This window comes from Lacicoccus kunmingensis DSM 17847, from assembly GCF_059568765.1.
In genome coordinates, this window is sequence record NZ_JCANUC010000013.1 from 1 (window position 1) to 25,808 (window position 25,808).

Annotated in this window: 28 protein-coding genes and 1 riboswitch; of the genes, 13 read left to right on the forward strand and 15 right to left on the reverse strand. The window is 43.5% G+C overall.

The genetic code is table 11. From position 1 onward, the window contains the following. From BO48_RS11720 to guaB, 3 genes are all read right to left on the reverse strand, one after another. A partial coding sequence (locus BO48_RS11720) for a transposase (protein WP_496367718.1) occupies window positions 1-167 on the reverse strand: 167 nt, incomplete at its 3' end. A 549-nt stretch (window positions 168-716) separates the two neighbouring features. Beyond that, complete coding sequence (gene guaA / locus BO48_RS11725; protein ID WP_496367641.1) at window positions 717-2,261, reverse strand: glutamine-hydrolyzing GMP synthase; 1,545 nt, start codon at window positions 2,259-2,261, stop codon at window positions 717-719. A gap of 16 nt (window positions 2,262-2,277) precedes the next feature. Continuing rightward, window positions 2,278-3,747: an IMP dehydrogenase gene (gene guaB, locus BO48_RS11730; RefSeq protein WP_496367642.1), complete on the reverse strand. Its 1,470-nt coding sequence runs from the start codon at window positions 3,745-3,747 to the stop codon at window positions 2,278-2,280. 67 nt (window positions 3,748-3,814) lie between these two features. Next, a riboswitch (purine riboswitch) is annotated at window positions 3,815-3,915 on the reverse strand. A gap of 129 nt (window positions 3,916-4,044) precedes the next feature. Between guaB and BO48_RS11735 the strand changes: the two genes are divergently transcribed. Beyond that, on the forward strand, window positions 4,045-4,419 hold the full coding sequence (locus BO48_RS11735) for a hypothetical protein (RefSeq protein WP_496367643.1): 375 nt from the start codon (window positions 4,045-4,047) through the stop codon (window positions 4,417-4,419). Window positions 4,420-4,479: 60 nt separating this feature from the next. On the opposite strand, the gene BO48_RS11740 is transcribed toward BO48_RS11735, so the two are convergent. Together BO48_RS11740 and BO48_RS11745 are read right to left on the reverse strand one after the other, a co-directional pair. Beyond that, the gene (locus tag BO48_RS11740; RefSeq protein WP_496367644.1) at window positions 4,480-5,049 is read right to left on the reverse strand and encodes a YfbU family protein; all 570 of its coding nucleotides are present in this window, start codon (window positions 5,047-5,049) and stop codon (window positions 4,480-4,482) included. A gap of 185 nt (window positions 5,050-5,234) precedes the next feature. Further along, on the reverse strand, window positions 5,235-6,107 hold the full coding sequence (locus BO48_RS11745) for a helix-turn-helix domain-containing protein (protein WP_496367645.1): 873 nt from the start codon (window positions 6,105-6,107) through the stop codon (window positions 5,235-5,237). Between the two features lie 121 nt (window positions 6,108-6,228). Here BO48_RS11745 and BO48_RS11750 point away from each other — a divergent pair, with 121 nt between their 5' ends. Continuing rightward, window positions 6,229-7,245 (forward strand): general stress protein, encoded by a 1,017-nt coding sequence (locus BO48_RS11750; RefSeq protein ID WP_496367646.1) that lies wholly within the window; start codon window positions 6,229-6,231, stop codon window positions 7,243-7,245. Between the two features lie 104 nt (window positions 7,246-7,349). Here BO48_RS11750 and dmpG read toward each other — a convergent pair whose 3' ends face one another. From dmpG to BO48_RS11765, 3 genes are read right to left on the reverse strand one after another with little or no spacing between them, the layout of a single operon-like run. Continuing rightward, the gene (gene dmpG / locus BO48_RS11755) at window positions 7,350-8,360 is read right to left on the reverse strand and encodes a 4-hydroxy-2-oxovalerate aldolase (protein ID WP_496367647.1); all 1,011 of its coding nucleotides are present in this window, start codon (window positions 8,358-8,360) and stop codon (window positions 7,350-7,352) included. Next, window positions 8,360-9,253 (reverse strand): acetaldehyde dehydrogenase (acetylating), encoded by an 894-nt coding sequence (locus BO48_RS11760; protein ID WP_496367648.1) that lies wholly within the window; start codon window positions 9,251-9,253, stop codon window positions 8,360-8,362. The genes dmpG and BO48_RS11760 overlap by 1 nt, the downstream gene beginning before the upstream one ends. 14 nt (window positions 9,254-9,267) lie before the next feature. Continuing rightward, entirely contained in the window at window positions 9,268-9,903 is a 636-nt protein-coding gene (locus BO48_RS11765) for a GntR family transcriptional regulator (protein WP_496367649.1), read from the reverse strand. Window positions 9,904-10,181: 278 nt separating this feature from the next. Here BO48_RS11765 and BO48_RS11770 point away from each other — a divergent pair, with 278 nt between their 5' ends. The 3 genes from BO48_RS11770 (at window position 10,182) to BO48_RS11780 (ending at window position 11,520) form a co-directional block, all read left to right on the forward strand. Further along, window positions 10,182-10,613, forward strand: a complete 432-nt coding sequence (locus tag BO48_RS11770; protein ID WP_496367650.1) for a fumarylacetoacetate hydrolase family protein — start codon at window positions 10,182-10,184, stop codon at window positions 10,611-10,613. Further along, window positions 10,610-11,143 (forward strand): fumarylacetoacetate hydrolase family protein, encoded by a 534-nt coding sequence (locus BO48_RS11775; RefSeq protein ID WP_496367651.1) that lies wholly within the window; start codon window positions 10,610-10,612, stop codon window positions 11,141-11,143. Before BO48_RS11770 ends, BO48_RS11775 begins: the two co-directional genes overlap by 4 nt. Before the next feature lie 203 nt (window positions 11,144-11,346). Next, window positions 11,347-11,520 (forward strand): hypothetical protein, encoded by a 174-nt coding sequence (locus BO48_RS11780; protein ID WP_496367652.1) that lies wholly within the window; start codon window positions 11,347-11,349, stop codon window positions 11,518-11,520. A gap of 599 nt (window positions 11,521-12,119) precedes the next feature. Here the strand turns inward: BO48_RS11780 and BO48_RS11785 are convergent. After that, window positions 12,120-13,349, reverse strand: a complete 1,230-nt coding sequence (locus tag BO48_RS11785; protein ID WP_496367653.1) for an iron-containing alcohol dehydrogenase — start codon at window positions 13,347-13,349, stop codon at window positions 12,120-12,122. Window positions 13,350-13,409: 60 nt separating this feature from the next. Beyond that, window positions 13,410-14,063 (reverse strand): hypothetical protein, encoded by a 654-nt coding sequence (locus BO48_RS11790; protein WP_496367654.1) that lies wholly within the window; start codon window positions 14,061-14,063, stop codon window positions 13,410-13,412. A 157-nt stretch (window positions 14,064-14,220) separates the two neighbouring features. Here BO48_RS11790 and BO48_RS11795 point away from each other — a divergent pair, with 157 nt between their 5' ends. The 3 genes from BO48_RS11795 (at window position 14,221) to BO48_RS11805 (ending at window position 16,227) form a co-directional block, all read left to right on the forward strand. Then, entirely contained in the window at window positions 14,221-14,583 is a 363-nt protein-coding gene (locus tag BO48_RS11795) for a transposase family protein (protein ID WP_496367655.1), read from the forward strand. A 78-nt stretch (window positions 14,584-14,661) separates the two neighbouring features. Then, a complete protein-coding gene (locus BO48_RS11800) occupies window positions 14,662-15,789 on the forward strand; it encodes an ISL3 family transposase (protein ID WP_496367656.1) in 1,128 nt (375 codons plus the stop codon). Window positions 15,790-16,044: 255 nt separating this feature from the next. Next, window positions 16,045-16,227, forward strand: a complete 183-nt coding sequence (locus tag BO48_RS11805; protein ID WP_496367657.1) for a hypothetical protein — start codon at window positions 16,045-16,047, stop codon at window positions 16,225-16,227. Window positions 16,228-16,593: 366 nt separating this feature from the next. Here the strand turns inward: BO48_RS11805 and BO48_RS11810 are convergent, their stop codons facing one another. The 4 genes from BO48_RS11810 to modA all read right to left on the reverse strand — a co-directional run bounded on the left by BO48_RS11810 (window position 16,594) and on the right by modA (window position 19,573). Next, entirely contained in the window at window positions 16,594-17,529 is a 936-nt protein-coding gene (locus tag BO48_RS11810; RefSeq protein ID WP_496367658.1) for an Abi family protein, read from the reverse strand. A 174-nt stretch (window positions 17,530-17,703) separates the two neighbouring features. Then, window positions 17,704-17,943: a 30S ribosomal protein S18 gene (gene rpsR / locus BO48_RS11815; RefSeq protein WP_052255138.1), complete on the reverse strand. Its 240-nt coding sequence runs from the start codon at window positions 17,941-17,943 to the stop codon at window positions 17,704-17,706. 165 nt (window positions 17,944-18,108) lie between these two features. Then, complete coding sequence (gene modB, locus BO48_RS11820; RefSeq protein WP_496367719.1) at window positions 18,109-18,795, reverse strand: molybdate ABC transporter permease subunit; 687 nt, start codon at window positions 18,793-18,795, stop codon at window positions 18,109-18,111. After that, window positions 18,776-19,573 (reverse strand): molybdate ABC transporter substrate-binding protein, encoded by a 798-nt coding sequence (modA, locus tag BO48_RS11825; protein WP_496367659.1) that lies wholly within the window; start codon window positions 19,571-19,573, stop codon window positions 18,776-18,778. The genes modB and modA overlap by 20 nt, the downstream gene beginning before the upstream one ends. A 190-nt stretch (window positions 19,574-19,763) precedes the next feature. Here modA and BO48_RS11830 point away from each other — a divergent pair, with 190 nt between their 5' ends. Further along, on the forward strand, window positions 19,764-20,339 hold the full coding sequence (locus tag BO48_RS11830) for a YkoF family thiamine/hydroxymethylpyrimidine-binding protein (RefSeq protein WP_496367660.1): 576 nt from the start codon (window positions 19,764-19,766) through the stop codon (window positions 20,337-20,339). 347 nt (window positions 20,340-20,686) lie between these two features. Further along, window positions 20,687-21,613: an aldo/keto reductase gene (locus tag BO48_RS11835; protein ID WP_496367661.1), complete on the forward strand. Its 927-nt coding sequence runs from the start codon at window positions 20,687-20,689 to the stop codon at window positions 21,611-21,613. A 43-nt stretch (window positions 21,614-21,656) separates the two neighbouring features. On the opposite strand, the gene BO48_RS11840 is transcribed toward BO48_RS11835, so the two are convergent. Next, window positions 21,657-22,184, reverse strand: coding sequence for a flavodoxin domain-containing protein (locus BO48_RS11840; protein WP_496367662.1), 528 nt, complete (start codon window positions 22,182-22,184; stop codon window positions 21,657-21,659). Window positions 22,185-22,323: 139 nt separating this feature from the next. On the opposite strand from BO48_RS11840, the gene BO48_RS11845 reads away from it, so the two are divergent. Genes BO48_RS11845 through BO48_RS11855 form a run of 3 tightly spaced genes read left to right on the forward strand, consistent with a single transcriptional unit; the run spans window position 22,324 to window position 25,783 of the window. Beyond that, window positions 22,324-23,481 (forward strand): pyridoxal phosphate-dependent aminotransferase, encoded by a 1,158-nt coding sequence (locus BO48_RS11845; RefSeq protein WP_496367663.1) that lies wholly within the window; start codon window positions 22,324-22,326, stop codon window positions 23,479-23,481. A gap of 21 nt (window positions 23,482-23,502) precedes the next feature. Then, the gene (locus tag BO48_RS11850; RefSeq protein ID WP_496367664.1) at window positions 23,503-24,177 is read left to right on the forward strand and encodes a GntR family transcriptional regulator; all 675 of its coding nucleotides are present in this window, start codon (window positions 23,503-23,505) and stop codon (window positions 24,175-24,177) included. Continuing rightward, window positions 24,170-25,783: a M20/M25/M40 family metallo-hydrolase gene (locus BO48_RS11855; protein WP_496367665.1), complete on the forward strand. Its 1,614-nt coding sequence runs from the start codon at window positions 24,170-24,172 to the stop codon at window positions 25,781-25,783. The genes BO48_RS11850 and BO48_RS11855 overlap by 8 nt, the downstream gene beginning before the upstream one ends. The last annotated feature ends 25 nt before the right edge of the window (window positions 25,784-25,808 follow it).

Sequence of the window (25,808 nt, forward strand, 5' to 3'; positions counted from 1 at the left end):
CGGTCGTCTTTCAAGTGCAGACGTTGGTTAATCGTCTTTGAGAATCCGATTGTTTCATCGAATTCCCGGAAGAGGAAACTGCCCGTATCCGATGACAGTGCACCGCCGTCGTTTGAAAGTTTGATCTTGCGATTGAAATCCAGTGAGATTTGCGGTAAAGTAGCCATTATAAGAACCCTTTCTGATGGTTATTTGGTAGTGCTTTAACCTTATCAGAATTGGGTTCTTTTTTCACTTTCCAAGTGAATGGCCATTCCCTTGAAAAGCCAGTGAAACCGGCATTAATTGCCTGTTAATGATTTTCTATGAATAATTCAGGTTTAAAGCTACCTAATGTAATCAAATCTAGAGGTATCACTTCTAATTTAAATTTAAGTACAAACTTAATTAGTTATTGCACGTTAGTATTACTCGCATCTGGGTTAATTCTAGAAGGAATAAATTTAAATCAGATAAATGATTTCCAAGATATATATACTTTAGTATTGAGATTTCTAGCATTGTTATTTTTATTGTATATATCTCCAACAATGTTTCGAAGGATTAGAGCCCCTCGTCCCCCTAAAGAACTTAAACTTCATTATTTAAAGAATGAATGATTATATAACTAAGTCTCACTTTCTACATTTTGCCCTCAAATTGCCCTTTTATAAAATTAAAACCAAAAAATAAACCCTTTAACCATTGCAGTTAAAGGGTTTTAGTATTACATATCGTTATTCCCACTCAATCGTCGCAGGTGGTTTATTCGTAATATCATAAACCACTCTGTTAACATGCTTCGACTCGTTCACAATCCGCTTTGAAATCTTGTTCAGCACTTCCCAGTCGATTCTCGCGAATTCACTGGTCATGCCGTCGACGCTTGTCACGGCTCTGATGCCGATGGTATAGTCATACGTCCGGTAATCGCCCATGACGCCGACGGATCTGATGTCTGGAAGTACGGTAAAGTACTGCCAGATGTCTCTTTCGAGTCCTGCTTTATGGATTTCATCTCTTAAGATCCAGTCTGATTCTCTCACGATTTCAAGTTTTTCCTCAGTAATTTCACCCAGTACTCTGATGCCGAGTCCCGGTCCCGGGAATGGCTGTCTCCAAACGAGGTGTTCGGCGATGCCGAGTTCAACGCCGAGTTCTCTCACTTCATCTTTGAATAAAGTGTTCAGCGGCTCGATGAGTTCGAACTCCATGTCTTCCGGCAGTCCGCCCACGTTATGGTGGGATTTGATCGTTGTCGCTGTTTCGGTACCCGACTCGATAATATCGGTGTACAGTGTCCCCTGTGCGAGGAAGTCCACGTCTTTCAGCTTGCCCGCTTCATCATCGAATACATAGATGAACTCATTACCGATAATTTTACGTTTCTGTTCAGGGTCTGACACGCCTTTTAATTTATTTAAGAAACGATCTTTGGCATCAATTTTGATGATGTTCATATTGAATCCTTCACCAAATTGTTCCATGACCATATCGCCTTCGCCTTTACGGAGCAGACCGTGGTCGACGAATATGCATGTCAGCTGGTCGCCGATCGCCTTGTGCAGAAGAACTGCAGTGACTGAAGAGTCCACGCCGCCGCTCATTGCACATAAGACTTTACGGTCACCTACCTGTTCGCGGATTTTCTCCACTTCGATGTCGATGAAGTTTTCCATCGTCCACTCGCCTGTGCATCCTGAAATATCTCTGATGAAGTTTGTCAGGAATGCATCGCCTTTTACGGAGTGCTTGGATTCGGGATGGAACTGCACACCGTAGAAAGGTTTTTCTTCATGTCTGATTGCTGCGAACTCACAGTTTTCAGTATGGGCGATCTTTTTGAAACCTTCCGGAATTTCTGTGACTTTGTCACTGTGGCTCATCAGCATACGTTCATTCTCTTTCAGCCCTTTAAAGATATCAACGGAAGGATCCAGTACGAGGTCAGTCGTACCGTATTCCCTGCCCGGTGCAGAAATGACTTCGCCGCCGAGTGTATGCACCATCAGCTGCATGCCGTAACAGATGCCGAGCACCGGGATGCCCAGGTTGAAAATTTCAGGGTCTACTCTGTAGGCATCCTCTTTATAAACACTCTTCGGTCCGCCTGAGAGGATGATGCCTTTTGGACCCAGTTCTTTTATTTCTTCTATTGTAACGCTCGGATTGTGCAGTTCACTGTACACACCGAGATCACGTATTCTCCGGGTGATCAGCTGATTGAACTGACTGCCGAAGTCGATTACCATAATGAGTTCTTGTTCTTTAGCCATCTCCATTTATAAAAATCTCCTATCAAGTAGTATAGTTCGGTGATTCTTTTGTGATCTGAATGTTATGCGGATGACTCTCCACTAAACTTGCACCGGTGATTCTGATAAATTTGGAATCTTCGCGTAAAGCTTCCAGATTTCTGCTGCCTGTGTAGCCCATACCTGATTTCAGGCCGCCCATCAGCTGATAGATTGTATCTGCAAGCGGTCCTTTGTACTCGGTACGGCCTTCAATACCTTCCGGCACATACTTTTTCGACTCTTTGTCTTCTTGGAAATAACGATCTTTTGATCCCTGGTCCATTGCGCCCATCGAGCCCATGCCGCGGTATGTCTTATAGCGTCGGCCCTGGAACATTTCAACATCGCCAGGTGATTCCGTCGTACCTGCAAGCAGGCTTCCAAGCATGATTGCATTTCCGCCGGCAGCCAGTGCTTTCGTAATGTCACCTGATAATTTGATGCCGCCGTCTGCGATGATTGCCTTGCCGCGTCTGCGCGCTTCCGTCGCAGCGTCATATACCGCTGTAATCTGAGGCACCCCGACCCCTGTAACGACACGCGTCGTACAGATTGAGCCCGGTCCGATACCGACTTTGACAACATCCACCCCTGCATCGAACAATGCGGCAGTACCTTCTGAAGTCGCCACATTACCTGCAATGAGTGTGATATTCGGATACTTGTCGCGAATGTCTTCAATCGCCTCAAGTACGCCCTGAGAGTGACCGTGTGCCGTATCGATGACAAGTGCATCCGCCCCTGCTTTAACAAGTTCTTCGGCACGCTTTTCCGTCTCTTTTGCGATTCCGATTGCCGCAGCAACGAGCAGGCGCCCCTGCTCATCTTTTGCGGAATCAGGGAATTCGATCACTTTCTCGATATCTTTGATCGTGATCAGACCCTGCAGAATATTATTGTCATCAACAAGCGGCAGTTTTTCTATACGGTGTTTCTGTAAAATTCTGCTCGCCTCTTCAAGCGTCGTACCCACAGTGCCTGTAATAAGGTTATCTTTTGTCATTACATCATCAATCGTCGTCGAATAATCTTCTATAAAACGCAGGTCACGGTTCGTAATGATACCGATCAGCTTCTTCTCTTCCGGATTGCTGACAATCGGTACGCCTGATATGCGGTATTTCGCCATCAGATGTTCCGCTGCATAGACTTCTTCTTCTTTTGTCAGGAAGAATGGATGTTTGATGACACCATTTTCCGACCGCTTCACTTTTTCCACTTCTTCTGACTGGGCTTCGATTGACATATTTTTATGAATGACGCCGAGGCCGCCCTGACGTGCAATTGCGATTGCCATCGCCGATTCCGTCACCGTATCCATTCCCGCACTCAGCACCGGAATATTCAACTTGATATCGGATGACAGCTGGACGGACAGATCCACATCCTTCGGTAATACTTCCGAATGCGCCGGCTGTAATAATACATCATCAAACGTTAAACCTTCTTTTTCAAACTTACTTTCCCACATCTTATTGCCTCCTGTATTATTGTTGATAACTTCCAATAAATGAACATGACGAAGAACAATTAAAGTATTCGATTAATTGCTATCTCATAGTAGGTTTTTTTATGGAAAACCATAGAAACTCACAATCCATATTACTGTGATTATATGAAATAAATAATTATAATATCATAACAAAGTGAACGATAATATACAACTCAATTGTACATGATTACTGGATAAATATCTGTAATATAATGAGTAAAAGCTGAACAGCGGGGGTAAATATAAATAACACATCAATTATCGGGGGCAAAATCTATGAACTACTATGAATTCTTTTCTGATCGTGATGAAGTACTGAAAGAAATTGAGAAATTGAAAAGAGACGGCTACTTCGAAGAAGACTTTCATTTACTGGCAGATGCAGACTCGGATCCTGATGAAATGCAGTGGGTAAAATATACCGGTATCAACTTCCATCCATACTATGAACAGTCAGAGAGCTTGAAATCATTATTTAATTCAAATGAGCCGGCAAGCAATTACATTTATAACATCGACCTGAGAGATGAGACTGCAGAAGATTACTTAAGAAAAATTAAAGATGGTGAATTTTTCCTGTACTATTCTGATGAGGAAAAATATATAAGAGAGAAAGAAACGGATGACACATCGGATGCTGAAATATATTAAATGATGAGTGACCATGCACAACCGGGTGCACGGTCACTCATTTCTTTTTTATGTATCTTTTTAAGATGATTTTCTGTCCTGCACTGAAAATAATTCAATCAGCTGTTGTTTTGTGATATAAGTCGGTATGCCTATTTTCGGAATATCAAAATCTTTGAATTTGATCAGCATGCGGCGGTATATCTCTATATTGAGCGCCGGATTTTCAATGACTTTCGGCAATTTATTCTGTTGATGCTTTTTAAGAAATCTGTAATAACTCAAATAATTGTGTTCTTCTTCAAGATCGCTTCTGAAACCCCCGAAATCAATGATATATTTCTTCCTTAAAGACTGCTGATCATCAAATGTCAAAAATTCAAAAGAGGTCTCGATGCAGTGGTACATTCTGAGGATGATCTCGACCTCCTCACTCACTTCTTTTGAAATACCATTGTCCATATGATGGATATGTTCGAATATTTCATCGTATTTACTTTCAATCCCATTGATGACAATGTCGATATAGTAGTCGTAGTTCATGTAGTTTTCACTGCCCTTTTTGTAGCGGTCACGTCTTTCCATGAGCAGAAGGTATACAAGCAGACGTTCTTCTTTGCGGCTGAGCGGCGGTTTATTGTCCATAGTCATCAATAGACACCGTCCGGTTTTCCGCAGTCGTCAATCGTCCCGCTTCTCCCCTGTTTCCTTTGCCCCCATTTTGTTAAAAGCTTATTCATAATAAACGAACCCCCTTCGTAAATGTAATTCCCACTTAAATATGGAAATTTATCTCAATAATAAATGAGAAATACATATAAGGAAATAGAGTTTATTTAAATATTCATATGTGAATAGTTTTCTAATTTGTCCAACATATCCAGTCTATTCGCATGGTCGAAAATAATACGGGTACTGACTTTCAACTGTTCATATTCATCCATCTCAACCAACGCAATCAGCGCTTTCATCCATAAATAATAAATTTCGCACATCAAATAGGCAGACGCGTTCACGCTCAATATTTTCATCGCTTTTTTGCATTTCAAAATGACCTGGTGATATTGATTTTCCATGCTGCAGGAGACGATCAGATTATAGAGTATTTTCATTTCCAGTTTAAAATTCGGCACTTCCAGCTCATGGCACAACTCTTCGGCATATGCATAATACTTTAATGGCCTTGCCCCAAGTTGGTGTTCCGTATTTCCTTTAGCCATATACAGCTGCGGAATGAAGTCGGTGTAGTTGAATTTTTCAGCGATATATATCGCATGATTCAAAAGTGATGATGCGGTGTCATAATCTTCTCTGCTGAAAGCTGCCAGGCTCTGATGCCATTTTATATACATTTTGACTTTCGAAGACGGTTCTTCTGTCACACGATTAAAACTTGCGATGATTTTTTCTGTAACTATGTATTGCCGTGCTTCCCTTGCCTCGTCCAGCCTGTCAAAGAAGATATTCTCCTGAATATCTTCCTCCTGTGCAAGCAGATCATTGACCGATAAATTCAGCCGCCCCAAAATCTGATTCACAGTTAAAAATGATATATCCAGCTTATTGTTTTCCATCCTTGATAAAGTCGGCTGTGAGCAGATATCTTTGCACAGCGCTTTTTGTGAATACCCCTGTCTTTTTCTTTCCCGTCTGATTCTGTCCCCTATCGTTGTCAACACGTTACCCCCTAAAAGTAATAATTCAATCATATTATGATTATCATCCGTGTCAATATAAATTTCCGCGTCTGTTTATTATTATTTTGAAGGGGTATCTTTTTAGTAACAAGAAGTATATGGATATTGAATAATATTTATCTGGAGGGTTACTATGGGACAGTTTGAAAGCTTTAAAAGTGAACAGGAATTAGTCGGAAGAATTGAGCGCCTGAGAGCGGATGGCGTACATGACAACGACATTACAGTATTTTCAAAAGAGTCTTTAGAAGGCACTTCCCTAAACTACACAGGCGTGAACTTTAAAAATGCGGATGGGTCCCCGTGGGACAAGTTTGTCTCTCTTTTCACTTCAGAGGAACCTGAAGAACGTGCACTGGCGGACCTTGATTTAAATGACTCTGAAAAAGAAGACTATATCACTTCGCTGCAGGCGGGAGATATTCTGCTTCACGTCAATGAGGTCGCTTTAGGTGAATCGGAGAAGATGGGCAGTGACGAAGAGGAAACGTCCCGTTATGACAGCAACGACAATAATGTCGGCGGTAAACCGCACGAAAAGCAAGGGGTCGGTGAAGAGGACAACCCGGGTGTGGCACACCTTGCTGAGAACCCGGACGATGAAGGTTCAGCCCGTGCAGAGCTCGACAGAAATTATGAGGCCCGTGAAGTCGACAGCATCAGCGAGCTTGATAGTAATGATGAACAGAGCGGCCGCATCGTCGATGCAGAACCGAACATGGAATACGGTACTGATGAAGAAACAGACCCTGAAAATAAAGAATTCGAAGGCACAATGAGAGCTGAAGACCGTGACTTAGGTAACGCAGAAGAGAATATAGAACAGAGCGGCCGCATCGTTGACACTGAACCGAATGTGGAATATGGCGCAGAAGCCCCTGCAGACCCTGAGGATAAAGACTTCGAGGGGACGATGCGGGCAGAAGACTACGGAGATAATGCAGACAAGGCAGAAGACAGAATCAACGTGGCGGACGACAGAGTCGATGTGTCCCATTACGGTTATGATGACAATGAAAACCGTGACCCTGTGGATACGGATGACGATGATGACATCGAGAAAAAGAAAGCTGCAATGGATCAGCAGTATTACAGCAAGAAAAATGACGGTACGAAAAATGAACCGGACAGAAGAAATTTCAATATATAATATTGAATCACTTCCCTCTTGATAACGATCAAGGGGGATTTTTCATAAAAAAATGGAGTATGAACCCGGCAGGTCCATACTCTATCATGATTTTTATCTAACGATTACTTACTTTTTGCGAGTTCCTGTGCAACACCGACAATCCAGTCTTCCTGGCCGCCGACCGCACCCATTTCCGCTACGCGCGTCAAAATATCACGAGGGTCTACACCGTATTCTTTACCCGCACGCTCTGCGAACAACAGGAAACTTGAGTATACGCCTGTGTAACCTAAAGTGAGTGACAGACGGTCGATCTGTACCGGACGTTCCATCATCGGTTTCATCAGATTTTCTGCAGCATCCATCGTTTTGTACAGGTCAAGGTTGTGCGCCACTCCGATACGGTCAAGTACCGCCACCAGCTGTTCAGTAGCGGTGTTCCCTGCGCCTGCACCCATGCCTGCAAGACTTGAGTCGATGCGGCCTGCGCCCTCTTCAATCGCCACAACCGAGTTCGCCACTGCAAGCGACAAGTTGTTATGCCCGTGGAAGCCGACTTCAGTACTGCTGCTCAAGTTGTTTCTGAGCAATGAAATCCTTTCTTTGACGCCGTCCATAGTCAGTGCACCCGCAGAGTCCACTGCATATACCGTCTGTGCGCCGTATGATTCCATCTTTTTCGCTTCCTCAAGCAGGTTTTCAGGAGATGTACGGTGTGACATCATCAGGAATCCGACGGTATCCATGCCGAGACTGGCCGCTTTAGCGATATGCTGTTCCGACACGTCCGCTTCTGTACAGTGCGTCGCGACACGTGCCACTTTTGCACCCCAGTCATGTGCCTGTTCAAGGTGATCGATGACACCGATACCCGGCAGCAATAATACTGCGACTTTGGCATTTTTTACGTTTTCAACCGTTGTTCTGATGATCGTTTCTTCACTTTCTTTTGAAAAACCGTATTGGATTGAGCTGCCGCCGAGACCATCGCCGTGCGTCGCCTCGATGATGTCCGCCCCGGAATCGTCAATGACGCGTGCAAGTTCAGCAATCTGCTCCTTGGAATACTGGTGACGGATGGCATGCATGCCGTCTCGCAATGTCACATCGTTGATTATCACTTTTTTAGCCATTATACTCTCTCCTTCTCAAGCATGTTCTTCGCAATCATTTCGCCTGTTTTCACTGCTGCTGATGTAATGATATCCAGGTTGCCTGCATACTTCGGCAGGAAGTCCCCGTTACCTTCCACTTCGACAGATACCGTCACAATATCATCTTTGACGACCGGTTCTGCTTTATAGCGGTAACCCGGTACATAAGACTGAACATTTTCCACCATCGCATCCAGGGATTTGAGAATTTCATCTTTTTTAGCTTCTGCAGATTCCGCTGTCTGGATATGAATCGTGTTTCTCATCAGGATCGGCGGATCGGCAGGGTTCAATGTGATGATCGCTTTTGATTTTTCAGCGCCGCCGACTTCTTTAATCGCATTCGCTGTCGTCACCGTAAACTCATCGATATTCTGTCTCGTTCCCGGACCTGCACTCATACTTGAAATGGAAGCCACGATTTCTGCATAATCCACTTTCAGAACATCGGATACTGCTTTAACAATTGGAATCGTCGCCTGGCCGCCGCACGTTACCATGTTGACGTTATCCAGATGAGGTACTTCCTCTTCTTTCAAATTCACTGACGGTACAAGGAACGGACCGACTGCCGCCGGTGTTAAATCGATTGCTTTTTTGCCGAGATCTTTTAAGATTTTAGCGTTGTGAATATGCGCTTTCGCTGAAGTCGCTTCATATACGATATCTGCAAGCTCCGGGTTTTCCACCAGACCGTCAATACCGTTCGAAATTGCTTTGACACCGAGTGTCTCCGCTCTTTTCAACCCTTCGGATTCAGCATCGATACCGATCAATGCCGTGACTTCCAATACTTCGTTATCCAGCAGCTTCATCATCAAGTCACTGCCGATATTACCTGAACCAATAATTGCACATTTTACTTTAGCCATTATAATTTCATCCCCTATAATAAAGATTTTCCCTTGCAGCAATACTCACATGCGTCATTTAAATGCGCCGTCAGTATACGCCGCGCACTATCTATGTTCTGGACTTCCAATGCTTCCACCAGCCTGATATGCTGGTCGATGATTTCATCCTGATTGCTTAAAGTGACCTCACTCGTAATATCCACGAGCGTCCGGAATATATTCCGCTGAACATTCCAAAGATGCATCAATGTCTCGTTGCCGGACATCTTCACAAGAAGATAATGGAATGACAAGTCGGTTTCTATATCCCTTTCCTCAAACGCATCCGCTTCCTTCATCATCTGTAAATAATCATGAAGCAGCCCTTTATGTTTCTGATAAAGTTCCATGTCCAACTGCTGCAGTGCATGCGTTTCCAATAAAATCCGGACTTCATATAAATCTTTGATCTCTTTGATGTCATATTCGATGACGACGGATCTGCCGTTGGACCTTTTCTCAATCATCCGTTCGGCACTGAGCATCGCCAGTGCATCGCGGACAGGACCGCGGCTGACGTTAAACTGCTTTGACAGCGCCACTTCGCCCAGACCATCTCCGCTTTTGTAATTGCCGAGAATGATATCCTTTCTTAAAATATCTGCAATGTCAGTTGTCGAGTATTGCATTTTATCTTCTCACCTAATTTTCTGAAATGTTAACATTTATAAGTACAGTGTAAAAAAGGTGCAGTCGTTTGTCAACATTAATATTCTTTATAATCCCGGAAAACGCGTATTACAGTCCTTTTCAAAAACACTTCCTTCATATAACGTCCCCGTTTAAAAAGAAATAGAATAATATTTTTTATTTACTTTTAAGCGCTTTTCCATAAAATCATTCAGTTGACACAAACCCCTTTCAATAGTTTAATTTGAGTTAATTTATATGCAAAGGGGACATGATAATGGGTTTACAAATCGTAAGATATATTAAAAATGACAACGCAGGGTGGGGTGTCCTGTCTGAAGAAAAAGTATTTGATATCGATAATGATGCTTCAACTTTGGCCGAATTTTTAAAAGACGGTCCCGGACAGGCAATGGCTGTTCTGAAAAGTAAGGATGCGAAATCATACAATCTGGATGACGTTCAACTGGCAAGCCCGGTGACGAAACCTTCCACTATTACATGCCAAGGTGCGAATTACTCCTCCCACCGCCAGGAATCCGGCATGACGGCAGAACGTCCGGAATTCAACCTGATCTTCGGCAAAGCTGAAAGTTCACTGTGCGCATATGATGCAGACGTTGTTCGTCCGAAAGGCGTCAAGCTGCTGGATTACGAAATCGAACTCGGTCTCGTGATCAAAATGAAATCAATGAGCCCGTTGCTGTGACAGAAGAAAACCTTCATCAGTATGTGGCCGGATTCGTCATCATGAATGATATTTCAGCCCGTGATGTGCAGCTTCCGGAAGGCCAATGGCTGCGCGGTAAAAGCTACCGCACTTTTGCACCCGCCGGTCCTTATCTGTATATTCCCGAAGATGATGAATTCTCAGCCGTCCATGATCTGGACCTGAACCTTTGGGTCAATGACGCGCTCCGTCAGTCTGCAAATACGAATCAGCTGCTCTTCAAGCCGGAAGAAACACTGAGCGAACTTTCGGAAGTGATGGATTTCTCTCCGGGTGATGTCCTCCTTACAGGTACACCGGGAGGCGTCGCAATGCACCTGACGAAAGAACAGATTGAAGCAGCGACGAAGATCACTTCTTCATTGAGCGATAAAGTAAAAGGATTTGTCGAAGCTCAGGCAGACAACGAAAATTACCTGAAAGACGGCGATATCGTCCGCGCTTCCATCAAAAGCCCTGACGGTACCGTGGATTTAGGAGAGCAGAGAAATAAAATAGTATCAGAATAAGCACACTACAATAAGCACACTCCGTCCAGCGCTGGAGCCGTTCCAGCAGCCGGACGGTTTTTATTTTGTAAGCGGTTTAGTATTAAATATGTCAAAATATTTGCAGTATTCGTATGATTCATATCTATATTTAACTAAAATCGTACTCTATACTTCTAATAACCTATCAGGTGATAGCGCTTACAAATTAGAGGGGGATTTACATGACTAAACAAGCTACAAAACAAGAAACACCACAAGCAGTCAGTCGTGAAGAACTACTTAAAAGAGCAAAAGAAATTGGAGAGCTCGCTGAAAAGTATGCATTACAAGCAGATGAAGACCGGAGACTTCCGGAAGTAGTCATAGATAACATGCCACCCTACTCATCTTTATGAAGATGCGATGGTTGGCTACGGTAAGACAATTGTCGGCCAGGACGGCCATCCGATATGGTAATTACTAAATTAAAAAATAAATTATAAATCATATTACGGAAAAGTTCATCAAACCGAGAATCGAGTTTGAGATCGCGTTTGTCCTGAAAGAAGATATCAATGCTGACAATCTCACTTCGGATAATGTCGCGGACTATATCGATTACGTCCTGCCGGCAGCGGAGCTGATCGACAGCCGGATATGCGACTGGAAGATCAAACTTGAAGCCACGATATCAGACAACGGTTCTTCTGCCGGCGCCATCCTTGGAGACAAGCAGTTGAAACTCTCTGAGATTGATTTACCGGCCGAGCGGATGGAAATATTCAAAAACGGCATCAGTATTGATGAAGGGGACGGCAGTGCCGTGCTCGGGAATCCGCTGGAAGCAGTGGTCTGACTTGCGAAAGCGCTGCATGGCTACAATATCAAACTGAAAAAAGGCGAAGTGCTTTTGGCAGGCTCCCTGACGAAAGCGATGGATGTCGAAGCCCATTTCGAAAACCTTGGATCCGTCAAAGTTGAATTTTAGTATGAGAGAGACCTTAGTTCAAACAGACTAAGGTCTTTTATTCTCTCCATATTTAACTTTCATGTACATTTCTTTGAACTTTTCCCTGGGGAAAATGACCGGCACCGGGTAATCCGGATTCGCCTCATCGAATGCGTACTCCGCCATCTCTTCAATGTCCGCTTCTTCAATATCAGGAAGCCGGTCGCCTATACCGAGTGATGCATTTAAATCACGAATGCTCTGGATGAATTTCCGTGTCTTGTCGCTGTTCGTATCACCGGAGGCCGTAACGCCTGCACAGTCAGACAGCTGTGCGAGGTCAGTGTGGACGGCCTCGCCGTATTCTTCCATTATATAAGGCATGATGATCGCATTGGCCTCTCCGTGCGTCACAGGGTATCTGGCGCCGATCTGATGGGCCATTGCGTGGATATTACCGACATATCCGTGGGTGAATGCGCGCCCTGCAAGATATGCCGCATACTGCATGTGCTTTCTCGCGGTAATATCCTCACCGTCATAGTAAGCTTTCTTCAAATTTTTGTAGATCAGCCCGACTGCTGTTTCCGCCATATTCCTCGTTTCTGCCGTATTGCTTAAATTCGTATAGGACTCGACAATATGGCTGAGTGCGTCCATTCCGGTATGTGCTGTGATTTTGTCCGGCAGACCGATCGTAAGAGATGCATCAAGCACAGCGATTTCCGGACGCAGCACCGTATCCGACACCGCATATTTCATCCGGTTCTCACTGTCGGTGATCACTGTTGCGACCGTCCCTTCGCTTCCCGTCCCTGCAGTGGTCGGCACTGCGATGACCGGAGGGAGTCTTTTACGGACTTTCATCAGCCCCAGGTACTTTTTAATGTTTTTGGTCCCTGTGCCGACCGCCACGGAGGCCCCTTTCGCACAATCGATCGGAGAACCGCCGCCGAAGCCGATCATCGCGTCACATCGGTTTTTATTATAAAGATCAGCCGCTTCTGATATATTCACATCCGTCGGGTTCAGCACTGTTTTATCATAAATAAAGTACTCGATGCCGCGGGTGTTCAGCCCGGCCAGTAAATAATCGAGCAGCCCGGTCTTCCGAATCCCCTCATCTGTGATAATGAGCACTTTATTATAATTTTTAGCTTTTAAAGTGTCCGGAAGTATTTTAAGTATCCCCTCTCCGCGCAGAAGGAGCGGCGGCGTCCAGTTCAGTACTTTTGACAGATGCTTCATCGTTTTTTGATACGCTCTGGCATATGTTTTGAATAATTTGAAGTGCACTCTATCACCTTCACTGTTTTAGATGACTCTTCCCTGAACCGGATGTTTCTTAACATCGTTCTAGACGTCGAATGTATTTGTTTCCATATTGATCAGCCAGTGGTTTTTAAGAGACAGTGCCCGCTCGGTTGCTGCAGTGAGGCCGAGTATCAGGAGCGTCCCATTGAGCCAGGCCGGGAACTGGAATGGACTGGTGAAAGTCCCGACGTTATCAGCAACCAGATCCAAGCCTGTAATCAATTCTATCACTGCAGGTATCGCAATGATTAGGCCGATGATGAGAATGACAATCGCAATGTAGCCGACCCGTTTACTCGCTGACGGAAATTTTGAATCGAAGCTTGCCCGCTTACCTTCAAGTGAATGCCGGTCCGGTATTAGCTGCACTTCATCAGTGTCGGTGACATAGTTGATTTTCTTCACCCCGTAAGTCGTCGTTTCAACTTCAATGAACCCGCCAGGCACTTCATAGACCGAAGGCACGGTGGATTCTTTAATACGTACACCATTTTTATACAAGGCGCTCTCAGGACCCATCAGCTCCTTGCCGTATAAATCCACATCCACAGAGTATAAATCCCCGCCAATTCGTTTATGAAATACCGTCCGATGTAAATACTGCCAGAAATGAATTTTTTTAAATGGCTCCCCGTTCGCATCTTTCACCTTTTTAATTCTGCGCTTTTTCCTGAAACTTTTATATTTTCCCAGCACCTTTATCCATCCCCTTCGATTGAGATAAAGCTATATGTAACCGTCAAGTAGGACTCAACACTTTATCACAAATAAGATTGGTTCTTACGCAATTGTGGTGATTAGAAATTCGACTTTTTTGGGTATAGTGTACTAAAATACCGAGGAGTTGATGAAAATGAGTACGCCTATCTTTGATCCAATATCCTACTTGGATAAGAATGCACATATTATTTACCAGAAGCAAACGGAAAACGAACTCTTTTTTATCATCCAGATGGATTCAACGACAGCCCAATGCCCCGCTTGTCAAAAACACGCCACTCGTAAGCATAGTCGATACTGTAGGAATGTGGATGACTTACCGATTTCTGACCACTACGTTCATTTTCAAATTCTCACTCATAAATGGTTTTGTGATTATGCAGCGTGTCCAAAAGCGATTTTTGCTGAACGTCTGTCATGGCTTCAGCCCTATAAAAGAAAAACAGACCGATTGGAAAAGGTGATGGAGAAAATTCTTTCTCAACCAATTGTCTGACTGCCGAAAAAGTCTGCAGCGCACTTCAAATTCCTGTGAGCCACGATACATTACTGCGCAGAATTAAGGCTGTTTCATTTGAAATCGAAACGTCTCCCTTTCGTCGGTATTGATGATTTTGCCTTCAAAAAAAGGATGACTTATGGCACCATCTTTGTAGATTTAATCACTAAAAAGCCCATCGATCTTTTAGAAACACGCAAGCAGGAAGATGTGACAGAGTGGTTGAAGTCCCATTCAAATATCACACTGATCACCCGTGATGGATCTAAAACGTATGCAAAGGCGGTGACAGAAGCGTCTCCGTCTATCATTCAAGTGGGAGACCGGTGGCATATCCTTCATCACCTTTTTGAAGCAGTAAAGAAAACAATTTCTGGTGTTGTTCCCGTCAAATGGCAGCCGCCTCATGTGGCACAGCCAGTCTCTATGGATGATGTGCCAAGAGTGCCGGCGCACAAGGTGGAAGCACGTCGAATACAAAATGAGGAAAAGAGATGGGAAAGAATTCAACACGTTCAGCGTTTGTATGACCAAGGTTATACTATAAAAACCATTGGGGAAAAGTGTCAGATTTCTCGCAGCACAGTCTATAAAGACTTGAAACAAGCAGGAAAACCGTCCAATAAGCGCGCATCGCCTTATCAAAAATATCATCCATTGATTCACGCCTTGGTCTTAAAAAAACAATCCACGCATCAAATTGAAGCAGTTTGCCGGTTAAACGGTTATACAGGATCGCTCTCCACTTTGAATGGGTTGATTGCGGAAACACGGAGAAACGTAAGAAATCTTGAACCGCCAGCCTATCACTTCCGACAAAAAATCATTAAGATCATTTGGGATTTTGAAAAAGATAACCATGCTGAGCAGCTCCATAAATTGCACCCTAAACTATTAGAAGCATATCCGGAATTAATAGATATAGATGCACTCGTTTATTCTTTCCATCATTTATTCTCAGAAAAGCGCACTGGATCTCTGGAGCGTTGGATCGCCCAATATAGCGAATCTTGCTTTCCCCATGTCACATCCTTTATAAACGGACTCAAACAAGATTTGGAAGCTGTTAAATTAAGTGTTCAAGAAGATTGGAGCAATGGTATTACCGAAGGCCATGTCAATCGTTTGAAAACGACTAAACGCATCATGTATGGCAGAGCCAGTTTTTCCGTATTAAAAAACAGGGTCTTATATCAGTTTTAAAAGTATAAAATTTTCGTTTTAACTCCATGTATACCTTTTCACCACGATTGCGTAAGAACCAATCTTAATTGTGGAAAACTGTTGAATCTAGTTTAGCAGTTACACTATATGTATAATTACAATTTACTCTAGTGCGGGGTTTTAATCAATGAATTTCATACTCAGGTTTAAGATTTTAAAACTTGAAACTGGATAGTGTGAAGTTATCCTATAAAGGGTGAATTATATGTATGTATTTATATAGGAGTGATTTCAATGACAATGAAGAAGCGATTGGCAGCAGGCGCATTATCGACAATACTCCTACTCGGCGTATGCGGAGAAAGTGATGAAACTGATGTGACAGAGCCCGATGATCCGAACAGTGAAGTAGAACAAGAAGACAAAGGCGAAGATATCAGTGAAGAAGAAGGCGATGACGATTCTTCGACGGAATAAATGATTGAGCGGGCTGGTCAGTCAGTTTGCAAATGACACGAAACATGGTGTTTTCATGTTTTCGTGTCAATAATTGGGCGTAAATGGTACAACAGCCGATTTTTTGGCGTGTTCGTGTCGATAATTGGGTTCGAGTGGCACAAAACTCCATTTCTAGAAGTGTTCGTATCACCTGTTCTGTCAAAAACTATAAAAAATAACCCCGGGAGGCCTGAGCCTTTCGGGGGTTATTTGCTTACTATATTTTTTCTAATAGATAATAAATCGCAATACTACACTAATTAAAAAAACTCGCCCCTACATCTTTCGATGCAGGGGCTACAAACATAAAATGTTTATTTCCTTGATTTAAGAATATATTAGATTTTAAAAATTATCAAGTATTTTACGAAATAATTTATAAACTGATTTAAATCGATCATCATAAATGTATGCTTCTCTTTGCACTCTATTCATGAAAGTGAATAGTTCCTGTATTCTGTGTCGTTTCATTCCATCACTTGTTACAACTTTTTTATACACATAAAACATGGCCAACAAGTCATGAGTGTTATAATTAGTTAACCTATTTTTTATAGTATTCTTCTTCACACCATGTTTTTTGGCGAATTCAACTATCCTTTTGTTCTTATCTCCCCCTCCCATTTGATTTTTAACTACAATCGTATTCAAAATAGGACTATTATGCGCCGCTTTATTTCTAATATTCTTAACCAACTTTATAACTGAATTTAAGTCTTCGAATTCTTTATAATTTTTTTTAGTATATAAAAACTCAACAAACCAACATAAGTCGCCAAATTGGATATGCTCAACGAAGAACCAAATAGGAGTATTATCTTTATATTTTTTGTATTCGGAAGATAAAAAACTATCCTTCTCCACGTATTTAAGCATTTTTTTATACGGATCATTTATAGATGTTTCCATCCTTACATAATCAAAAAAATCATTAATTATAGATCTCCCATCTTCATTATCATCAATTGTAACTTTTTTCATTATCATTAGTTTGATACTATGTTCAATATCTAAACACATTTTCAATATTATATATCTTAATTGCATGTCTAAACTTGCTAAATCTTCTAAGTGTTTAAAATCTAATCCGATATATCTATGCGATTCAGTTCCTTGATACTTTACTTCTTGAACAAAAAAATTATTTTTGTAATTACTTATTTTAAAATAATAGTTCTTGAATTCTAATGTTTTCATAGCATCAATTTCTGAAGTGTGCTCAAACTTAATTCCTTTAAATTTCATATAAAAAATTAAACTTTTAAACGAAAGAATATCCATAGTACCCTCCAAAATTAAATCTATCACCTTTATTATAACCAATATTTTCCTATAAACGCTACAGAACTTTCCTATCTCCCTATATGTCGCCCTAAAAATGTTAATAAATTGTAGAATTATAAAATAAAAACCCTCTAACCATTGCGGTTAAAGGGTTTTGGTGCATACCATGTATTATGCTTCTTCTTTGACATATGGTAATAATGCCATATGACGTGAACGTTTGATCGCCACTGTTAGACGACGCTGATACTTCGCTGAAGTACCTGTTACACGTCTTGGAAGAATTTTACCACGCTCTGAAATGAACTTTTTAAGAAGTTCTACATCTTTGTAGTCGATGTGCGTAATTCCGTTTGCTGTGAAATAACAAACCTTTTTACGACGACGACCGCCTCTTCTTGGACCTGCCATGTGAGACATCCTCCTTTTATTATAGATTGATCGGCTGAGTCCGGTGTGTGGCCGGCTCTTAATGCCTTACGAATCCATAATTCCGTTCATTACGTGTAATATGCCCTGTGTGTATGTGCACGATATATCATACAATATTTGAATGGCATTGTCAATATACACATTTTAGGATTCGTTCGCTTTTACCCGGATGAACATCAGCATGAAGAACGACAGTACGACGATGACGATCACCCATGCCCAGGCCAGCGACATATTGCCGGACTGAAGCGCGACGTAGATTGCGGTCGGCAGTGTCTGAGTACTGCCCGGGATATTGCCGGCGATGATGATGGTTGCGCCGAACTCGCCGAGCGCGCGGGCAAAGCTGAGCAGCGCCCCGGTAATCAGAGCCGTTTTTGTCAGCGGCAGCGTAATTTTTGTGAAGATCTGCCATCTGTTTGCGCCGTCCACTTTCGCAGCGTCTTCAATCTCTTTATTTACATTAAGAAAACCGCTCTTCGCCGCCTGGTACATGAGCGGAAATGCGACCACCGTACTTGCTGCGACAGCGGCATACCATGTGAAGATGATGGTATCGCCGAAAATCCATGCGACCACATCACCGACAACGCTGTTGTTGCCGAACAATACAAGTAATAAAAACCCGACCACCGTCGGCGGCAGCACGAGCGGGAGCATCAAGACCGTTTCGATAATCAGTTTTCCCCGGAAATTGTTTCGTGCCATGAATCTCGCAATGACGACACCGGCAATCAAGACGATCACTAATGCTATGAACGCCACTCTCAATGAGAGCAGAACAGGCGTCAGAAACTCTGTTGCTGTAATGTTACTCGATAATAAAACCATATTCATTGAAAACCTCGCCTGCTTCCTCACTTTGTACAAATTCGTAGAAAGCGCGCTGCGCTTCAGGATTATCCGTGTCGTTCAGAGTGCCGAGCGGATAAACGACCGGTGAATGGCTGTCTTCAGGTACCGTATCCACGACTTCAATGCCGTCACTGGTCAATGCATCTGTGTGATATACGACACCGGCATCGACATTCTCAGTTTCTACATAGTTTAATACTTGCCTTACATCCGTTGCAAATATGAACTGCGATTCAATCTCTTCCATTATATCCATATTTTCAAAAGCTTCCATACTATACTCCCCGGCAGGGACAGATTCCGGGTTACCGACTGCAATCCGTTCTGCATTTTCCAGGTCATCGAAAGAAGTGACGGGGCTGCCTTCAGGAACAATAAGGACGATTTCGTTCCTCAGCAGATCCACTGTATTCTCTTCCTCTATATAGCCTTCGTCCACCACTTCTTCAAAATGGCTTTCATTCGCGGAGAAGAACAGGTCTGCAGGCGCACCCTGTATAATCTGCTGCATCAATGCACCCGAGCCGCCGAAGTTAAAGTCCACCTGCACATCGGGATACTCTTCATTAAAACGCTCCGTGACTTCTCCGAGCGCATCCACAAGGCTCGCTGCGGCGGAAACAGTGATGGCCCCTTCAACAGCGTCTCCGGATGTGTTTTCTGATGTCTCATCCGTGTTCTCATCGTTTCCACACGCTGCCACTGTAAAAATAACCAGAAGCATTATATATTTTAAGCTTTTAGTAAATGTCATCTTACATAAGCCTCTTTTCACTTAATGTAATTATTTATCTTTAAGTATATTGGTAAAATAATTCAAAGTAAATAATACAAGAGCGCTTGAAATGACAATAATAGCAATATTTATGGCCCCTCTTCACTTTACTCACGGGCATTACATCGATACACTGAAAATAAGAATAATGACAGGGGGATTTAAAGTAATGGCTGATGAAAAGTTAAGAGAAGCAGGAATCCAGTTCAACTTAAGTGTCATGAACGATGATTTTGCGGATGTCATTTTAGGCGCACTCGATAATGTCGATACGACGAATGTTTGGATGAAGACCGATGACGTGGCCACAGCAGCAACAGGCAGTATCGCTGAGGTTTTCGACGTGGTAAAAGCCATTTATTTGAATGCAGCAAAAACAGGGATTCATACGGAGATGAGCGGAAATATCGTGCTTGGCGGATGCAACACCGGGGACGACAACAATGATAATGAGAAAGTTCAGCTGAATAAAGAAACCTCCGACGCGATTTCCCAAAACGCCGGCTGCAGATTTTCAATATATCCACTGGGTGAAGAAAATTATATTGAGAAGATTACAAAGGCAGTTGAAAAACTGCCTGATTTCGGAGTCGAAGTCAGTACAGCGCCTTTTGCCACACGTCTTGACGGGGAAGTGAATGATATTTTCACAGCACTCGAAGCCACCTTTACCGAAGTTCAAGAAACGAGCGAACATGTCGTTATGCCGTTTACAATCTCCTGCAACAGCCCTTCAAGTCAATAAGTGAACAAAGAGCCGGGACTTCCGGCTCTTTTTATTTCCCGGGAAATCCCCTCAACTTATAACGGTACCCGTTAGTGTGATAAAATGCGTCACTTCAGAGTTTTATCGAAATTTCAGCATTGTTTATAACGCCTTAAATACGTCCTCCTTTCATATAAAATGCTATAACCGATCATGCCCGCCTAATCTCCTGACATCGTTTTTACGCCATGTTGCGAGAACCAACCAAACCCGCCTCCCCTGAATAATATCCCAATTAATTTAATAAAAATGAGGGATTATATTTTAATCACATGGGGATAACACTTATAATAGGAACATATCAGAGTTTAGAAAGGGGTATTTACTTGGCACAACTAGCAGGATTAGGGAAATCGGGGATCTATGTTCATCCTATTGCGCTTGGAACAAACTTCGTAGGTGGTCACAACTTGTATAAAAATGTGGATGAAGAAGCAGGCAAACAGACAGTCCGTGATGCGCTGGACAACGGCGTGACTATGCTGGATACTGCTCAAATGTACGGACCGGAACTGGTCGGCGAAGTGCTGAAAGAATATCAAAGAACCAAGGTGGCCATTGCGACAAAGGTGGCACACCGTGAAGATGAAAATGGGGAGCAGGTCATTGATAACGACCCTGATTTCCTCAAACAGAAAATAGATGAGGCTCTGGAACGCATGCAGCTGGAGTATATTGACCTCTTCTATATCCATTATCCGGATCCTGAAGAAAAAACACCATTGAATGAAGCTGTTGCCGGTTTAAAAGAAGCAAAAGATGAGGGGAAAATCAGAGCAATCGGGGTCTCCAACGTGACACTCGATCAACTGAAAACGGCAAATAAAGACGGCTACGTCGATGTTGTGCAAAATCAGTATAATCTTCTGAACCGTGAAGCCGAAGATGGCATGTTTGATTACTGTGCAGAAAACAACATCACATTCATTCCATTTTTCCCGCTGGCTGCAGGGCTGCTGGCAGGATATTATGATGAAAATTCCAAGTTTGATGACTTGCGTTCGAAACTGCCTTTCTACCAGGAAGACGAATTTAAGGAAAACCTGGCGAAAGTGAATCAGCTGAAATCAATTGCTGAAAAATATAACGAGGAAGTCGCCCAGATTGTACTGGCGTTCTACCTCACTCGTCCGTCTGTCGGCGTCATCATCCCCGGTGCTAAAAAAGGTTCTCAGATTAAAGAGAATATGCGCGCGGCGGATATTGAACTGCAGGATGAAGATATTCAGAAAATCGATGAAATTTTCAAATAAGAAAACGGTAATGCGTCGTCAGATGCATTACCGTTTTCTTGCGCTACCCCGAGTCCATCCACTCAACGAGCGGTTCAAGGCAGCTCTTACTTTTCCAGTCGTAAGCCGTCGTTCTGTCCTTTAAAATATTAATCCGCTCGCGGCTGCCTTTCTTGATTCTTCTTCTGAAAATGACATTTCCTGTTCTGATTGTCATACGGTCGAAAAATGTCATATTCTTATAGTCGTATTCTCCGCGTGCATAAAATACTTCCACATCGATTTCAAACTCCTTAAACTGATACAGCCACAATGCTTCCGTCATACCTTTATAAAATTCTTCCAGCCCGACAGCCAGCACCGCCACCCGATGCCCATTCAACACCGCCATATTACGCTTCAGAAATTCACGCCCGGTAATCTCCCCTTTATAAATGCCGCCGGCAACTACAATGTTTCTATAATCTTCTAAATTGCGGGGCAGACTTTCGCTGAGTTCTTTGACGTCACAGCTGACCATCTCTTCCAGCCAGGCTGCGTATTGGGCAGTCGCACCATACTTTGACTGATAAAGCACCAGATTTTCAGGCAACTTCCGCTCACCCCTTTTAAACGTACATAATATGCATTACTCATACTTTACCCTTAAAATGTCAAAACAATCTAAATCTTTACAATCTTCCACCGGTGTATTATTATTCTTGTATACAGTATACAAGAGGTGATTGCACATGTTAGACAAGATAAATCAAAGAGTGACACAACTCGAAATACCAGGCACGCGGCAGTTCTCAAACAGAGTTTCTGCCTTACGTGACGGCATCAATTTCACTATCGGCGAGCCTGACTTACCGACACCATTGACGGTGAAAAAAGCAGCCATTAAAGCGATAGAAAATAATCAGACGGGTTATTCACATAATGCAGGATTGTTCGAGCTGCGGGAAAGCGTCTCGAATTTCTTCAAGGATATTTATGACGTCATATATAATCCCGAAGATGAAATCGTCATCACGACCGGGGCAAGCGAAGGGTTGAGATCGGTTTTTGAAACCATTCTTACTGAAGGTGATGAAGTCATCATTCCCGCACCATGCTACTCCGCTTATGAGCCGCTGGTGAATCTGCTTGGCGCGAGCGTGACTTATATGGATACTTCGGATACGGATTTTGTACCGGATCCTGAAAAGTTAAGAAGCATGATCACTGATAAAACGAAAGCGGTCCTTCTCAACTTCCCGTCGAATCCGACCGGGAAAGTATTATCGGAAGAAGAAATGGCACCGCTGGTCAAAGAGCTTACGAACCATGAGATCTTTATTATTTCAGATGAAATTTACAGCGAGATCACTTACGATGCGAAGCATATTTCATTTTCACAGTACCCTGAACTCCGTGACAGGCTGTTCCTTATCCACGGATTGTCGAAATCCCACTCGATGACCGGCTGGAGACTCGGTTATGTGCTGGGGCCGGCTGAATTTATGCCGCACGTCCTGAAAGTGCACCTGTACGATACAATCTGTGCCGCACTGCCGAGCCAGTATGCTGCCATTGATGCGCTCGACAACAGCCGCCACTCGGCTGCTGAAATGGCTGCGACATACAGGGAGAGACGCGATCTGATCGTTGAGAGACTGACGCAGATCGGCCTTGAAACAAAAACGCCTCAAGGTGCCTTTTATGTATTTCCGTCCATTGAAAAGTTCAATATGACCTCTTTTGAATTTGCTGACAGATTACTCGAAGAAGAACACGTAGCGGTTGTACCCGGCAGCGGTTTTACCGATTTCGGCGAAGGTTTCATCAGAATTTCCTATGCCACATCAATTGAAAATATCAATGAAGGGCTGAAAAGAATCGAAAGATTTGTGAGTGACCTTTCATAAAAAGTTTTAGAAGGTGAAGCTATGAAAACGATTCAGACAAAAGTCTCTCTAAGTGAACAGGCATTCCATATTTTAAAAGAAGAGATTGCGACAGGAAAACTAAAGGTCGGCGATCCGCTGCCCGAAGAGAAAATTTCGGCACAGCTCGGTATCAGCCGCACACCGCTCCGGGATGCGCTCGCTAAACTGGAGAATGAAGGATTGATCCGGACCCGGAGTGGAAAACCCGCTGTCGTTTCCGGTTTTTCCAAAGAAGATTCGCTCAACCATCTGGAAATGCGGCGCATTCTAGAGATTGAAAATCTCGAACGGATTATTCATAAAATGGATGAAGGTAATTTAAGAAAGTTAAATGACAATATCAACCGGCAGGCGCAGGCAGTGAACAACGGCCACCATCAGCTCTATCTCGAGCTCGACAGTGAATTCCATATGCTGCTTACTGAAACGAACGACAACCGGCTGTTTCACGAAATGGTCGAACGGCTGAGCAGAGGGGTGGACAGAGCTTTTCTGACTTTATCCAACACAATTGAATTCAGCCTCCAGGACTCTTTCATAGAGCATAAAGAAATTGTGGAGGCACTGTCAGTGAAGGACCTTTCGCTTGCGAAAGAAGCGTTGCTCCGGCATCTGGACAATATAGAAGAAAGATTCCTGAAATTTTACGACGATGAGGAGAATACTTATGAATGACACTTCAAACACAAGCTGGCAGAGCCCGGAAGAATTACAGGCGCTGATTACCCAGCTGGTCAGTTTCGACAGCAGATCAGGTACATCCGGTGAAGTTGGATTTCCACATTTTATAAAAGAGAAACTGATGGCACTGCCCTACTTCGAATCCCATCAGGACAGGCTGCATTTCGTCGATTCGGAAGAAGACCGTCATGCCCTGGCGGCCCATTATAAAGCAGATGACACAAAGGACACCGTCGTACTGATCAGCCACTTTGATGTCGTACATACTAAAGAGTTCGGAGACCTTGAAGAAATTGCTTTTGACGTTGAAAAGCTGACGGAAGCCATCGCAGAAAGAAAAGATAGTTTCAATGCCACGATTAAAGCGGACATCGAGTCTGATGATTACATTTTCGGACGCGGCGTCATGGACATGAAGATGGGCCTCGCCCTCCATATGAGCCTGCTCGAGCTTGCGAGTACCGAAGAGTGGCCGCTGAACATCATCCTCGTCACTGTGCCCGACGAAGAAGTGAATTCCGACGGCATGCGGGCGGCCGTTAAGTTTTTATCAGAGCTGAAAGATTCGGAAGGTCTGGATTTGAAACTGATTTTGAACAGCGAACCGTCATTCAGCCAGAGTCCGCAGGATACCAATTATTATATTTACTCCGGTTCCATCGGAAAAATCATGCCTTCCGCCCTTTTCTACGGCGTCGGCACCCATGCGGGGGAACCGCTTCAGGGCCTCACCAGTCATTTTATGAGCGCATACTTAACAAAAGAGATGGAATTCAACGCTGACTTTTACGAAGAGAAATTCGGAGAAAGCACGCCGCCTCCGGTCTGCCTGCAGCAAAACGATATGAAGCAGGATTATTCCACACAGACGTCGCACCATTCATATGCACTCTATAACGTCTTCACCCTGGAACGGAGTCCGAGCGAAGTGATGGAGATCTACCGGAATGTGGCAGAACGGGCGATGGATGAATGCTATTCGGATTACATCGAGTTATGCAGAAGGCTGAATACAGAACCGCTGAATAAAATTAACACCATCACTTTCCACGACCTCGCCCTGCACGTCATCAATAAGCACGGCCAGGACCGCTACGACCTGATTACCGACAGTGTATTCAACGACAGCACATTGAACATCCGGGAGAAAGCGATTAAGATTGCCGACCGGCTGATGGATGCCGCAAAAGAACTCGCACCTGCGACAGTACTCTTTTTGGCACCGTCCTATTATCCGGCCGTCAACGCATCGGATCATCCGGAACTTAAACAGAAAATAAAGTACGTCCAGGAGATTTTTAAGTCAGAGCATGATGTCGATGCAAAACAGGTCCATTATTTCAACGGCATCTCAGATTTAAGCTACGTAAACTATACCGGCAGCGAAGCCGGCTGGATGTCATTCAGAGAAAACCTGCCGGTTTGGGGAGAACCTTACATCATCCCGTTTAAGGAAATGCAGAATTTGAAAGCACCGGTTCTGAATGTCGGGCCATACGGCAAAGATGCACATAAAATGACGGAAAGACTGCATAAAGACAGTGCCTTTATTTATACACCGGATGTTTTAAGAAAGTTGATCAAAAGCTTTACAGAGTAAGCTTTTATAAAAGGGGTGTTTTACC

Excerpts from the sequence above, each read along its gene's own strand:
- guaA (WP_496367641.1), bottom strand. The coding sequence starts at position 2,261 with ATGGAGATGGCTAAAGAACAAGAACTCATTATGGTAATCGACTTCGGC.
- guaB (WP_496367642.1), bottom strand. The coding sequence starts at position 3,747 with ATGTGGGAAAGTAAGTTTGAAAAAGAAGGTTTAACGTTTGATGATGTA.
- BO48_RS11735 (WP_496367643.1), top strand. The coding sequence starts at position 4,045 with ATGAACTACTATGAATTCTTTTCTGATCGTGATGAAGTACTGAAAGAA.
- BO48_RS11740 (WP_496367644.1), bottom strand. The coding sequence starts at position 5,049 with ATGACTATGGACAATAAACCGCCGCTCAGCCGCAAAGAAGAACGTCTG.
- BO48_RS11745 (WP_496367645.1), bottom strand. The coding sequence starts at position 6,107 with ATGATTGAATTATTACTTTTAGGGGGTAACGTGTTGACAACGATAGGG.
- BO48_RS11750 (WP_496367646.1), top strand. The coding sequence starts at position 6,229 with ATGGGACAGTTTGAAAGCTTTAAAAGTGAACAGGAATTAGTCGGAAGA.
- dmpG (WP_496367647.1), bottom strand. The coding sequence starts at position 8,360 with ATGGCTAAAAAAGTGATAATCAACGATGTGACATTGCGAGACGGCATG.
- BO48_RS11760 (WP_496367648.1), bottom strand. The coding sequence starts at position 9,253 with ATGGCTAAAGTAAAATGTGCAATTATTGGTTCAGGTAATATCGGCAGT.
- BO48_RS11765 (WP_496367649.1), bottom strand. The coding sequence starts at position 9,903 with ATGCAATACTCGACAACTGACATTGCAGATATTTTAAGAAAGGATATC.
- BO48_RS11770 (WP_496367650.1), top strand. The coding sequence starts at position 10,182 with ATGGGTTTACAAATCGTAAGATATATTAAAAATGACAACGCAGGGTGG.
- BO48_RS11780 (WP_496367652.1), top strand. The coding sequence starts at position 11,347 with ATGACTAAACAAGCTACAAAACAAGAAACACCACAAGCAGTCAGTCGT.
- BO48_RS11795 (WP_496367655.1), top strand. The coding sequence starts at position 14,221 with ATGAGTACGCCTATCTTTGATCCAATATCCTACTTGGATAAGAATGCA.
- BO48_RS11805 (WP_496367657.1), top strand. The coding sequence starts at position 16,045 with ATGACAATGAAGAAGCGATTGGCAGCAGGCGCATTATCGACAATACTC.
- BO48_RS11810 (WP_496367658.1), bottom strand. The coding sequence starts at position 17,529 with ATGGATATTCTTTCGTTTAAAAGTTTAATTTTTTATATGAAATTTAAA.
- rpsR (WP_052255138.1), bottom strand. The coding sequence starts at position 17,943 with ATGGCAGGTCCAAGAAGAGGCGGTCGTCGTCGTAAAAAGGTTTGTTAT.
- modB (WP_496367719.1), bottom strand. The coding sequence starts at position 18,795 with ATGGTTTTATTATCGAGTAACATTACAGCAACAGAGTTTCTGACGCCT.
- modA (WP_496367659.1), bottom strand. The coding sequence starts at position 19,573 with ATGACATTTACTAAAAGCTTAAAATATATAATGCTTCTGGTTATTTTT.
- BO48_RS11830 (WP_496367660.1), top strand. The coding sequence starts at position 19,764 with ATGGCTGATGAAAAGTTAAGAGAAGCAGGAATCCAGTTCAACTTAAGT.
- BO48_RS11845 (WP_496367663.1), top strand. The coding sequence starts at position 22,324 with ATGTTAGACAAGATAAATCAAAGAGTGACACAACTCGAAATACCAGGC.
- BO48_RS11850 (WP_496367664.1), top strand. The coding sequence starts at position 23,503 with ATGAAAACGATTCAGACAAAAGTCTCTCTAAGTGAACAGGCATTCCAT.
- BO48_RS11855 (WP_496367665.1), top strand. The coding sequence starts at position 24,170 with ATGAATGACACTTCAAACACAAGCTGGCAGAGCCCGGAAGAATTACAG.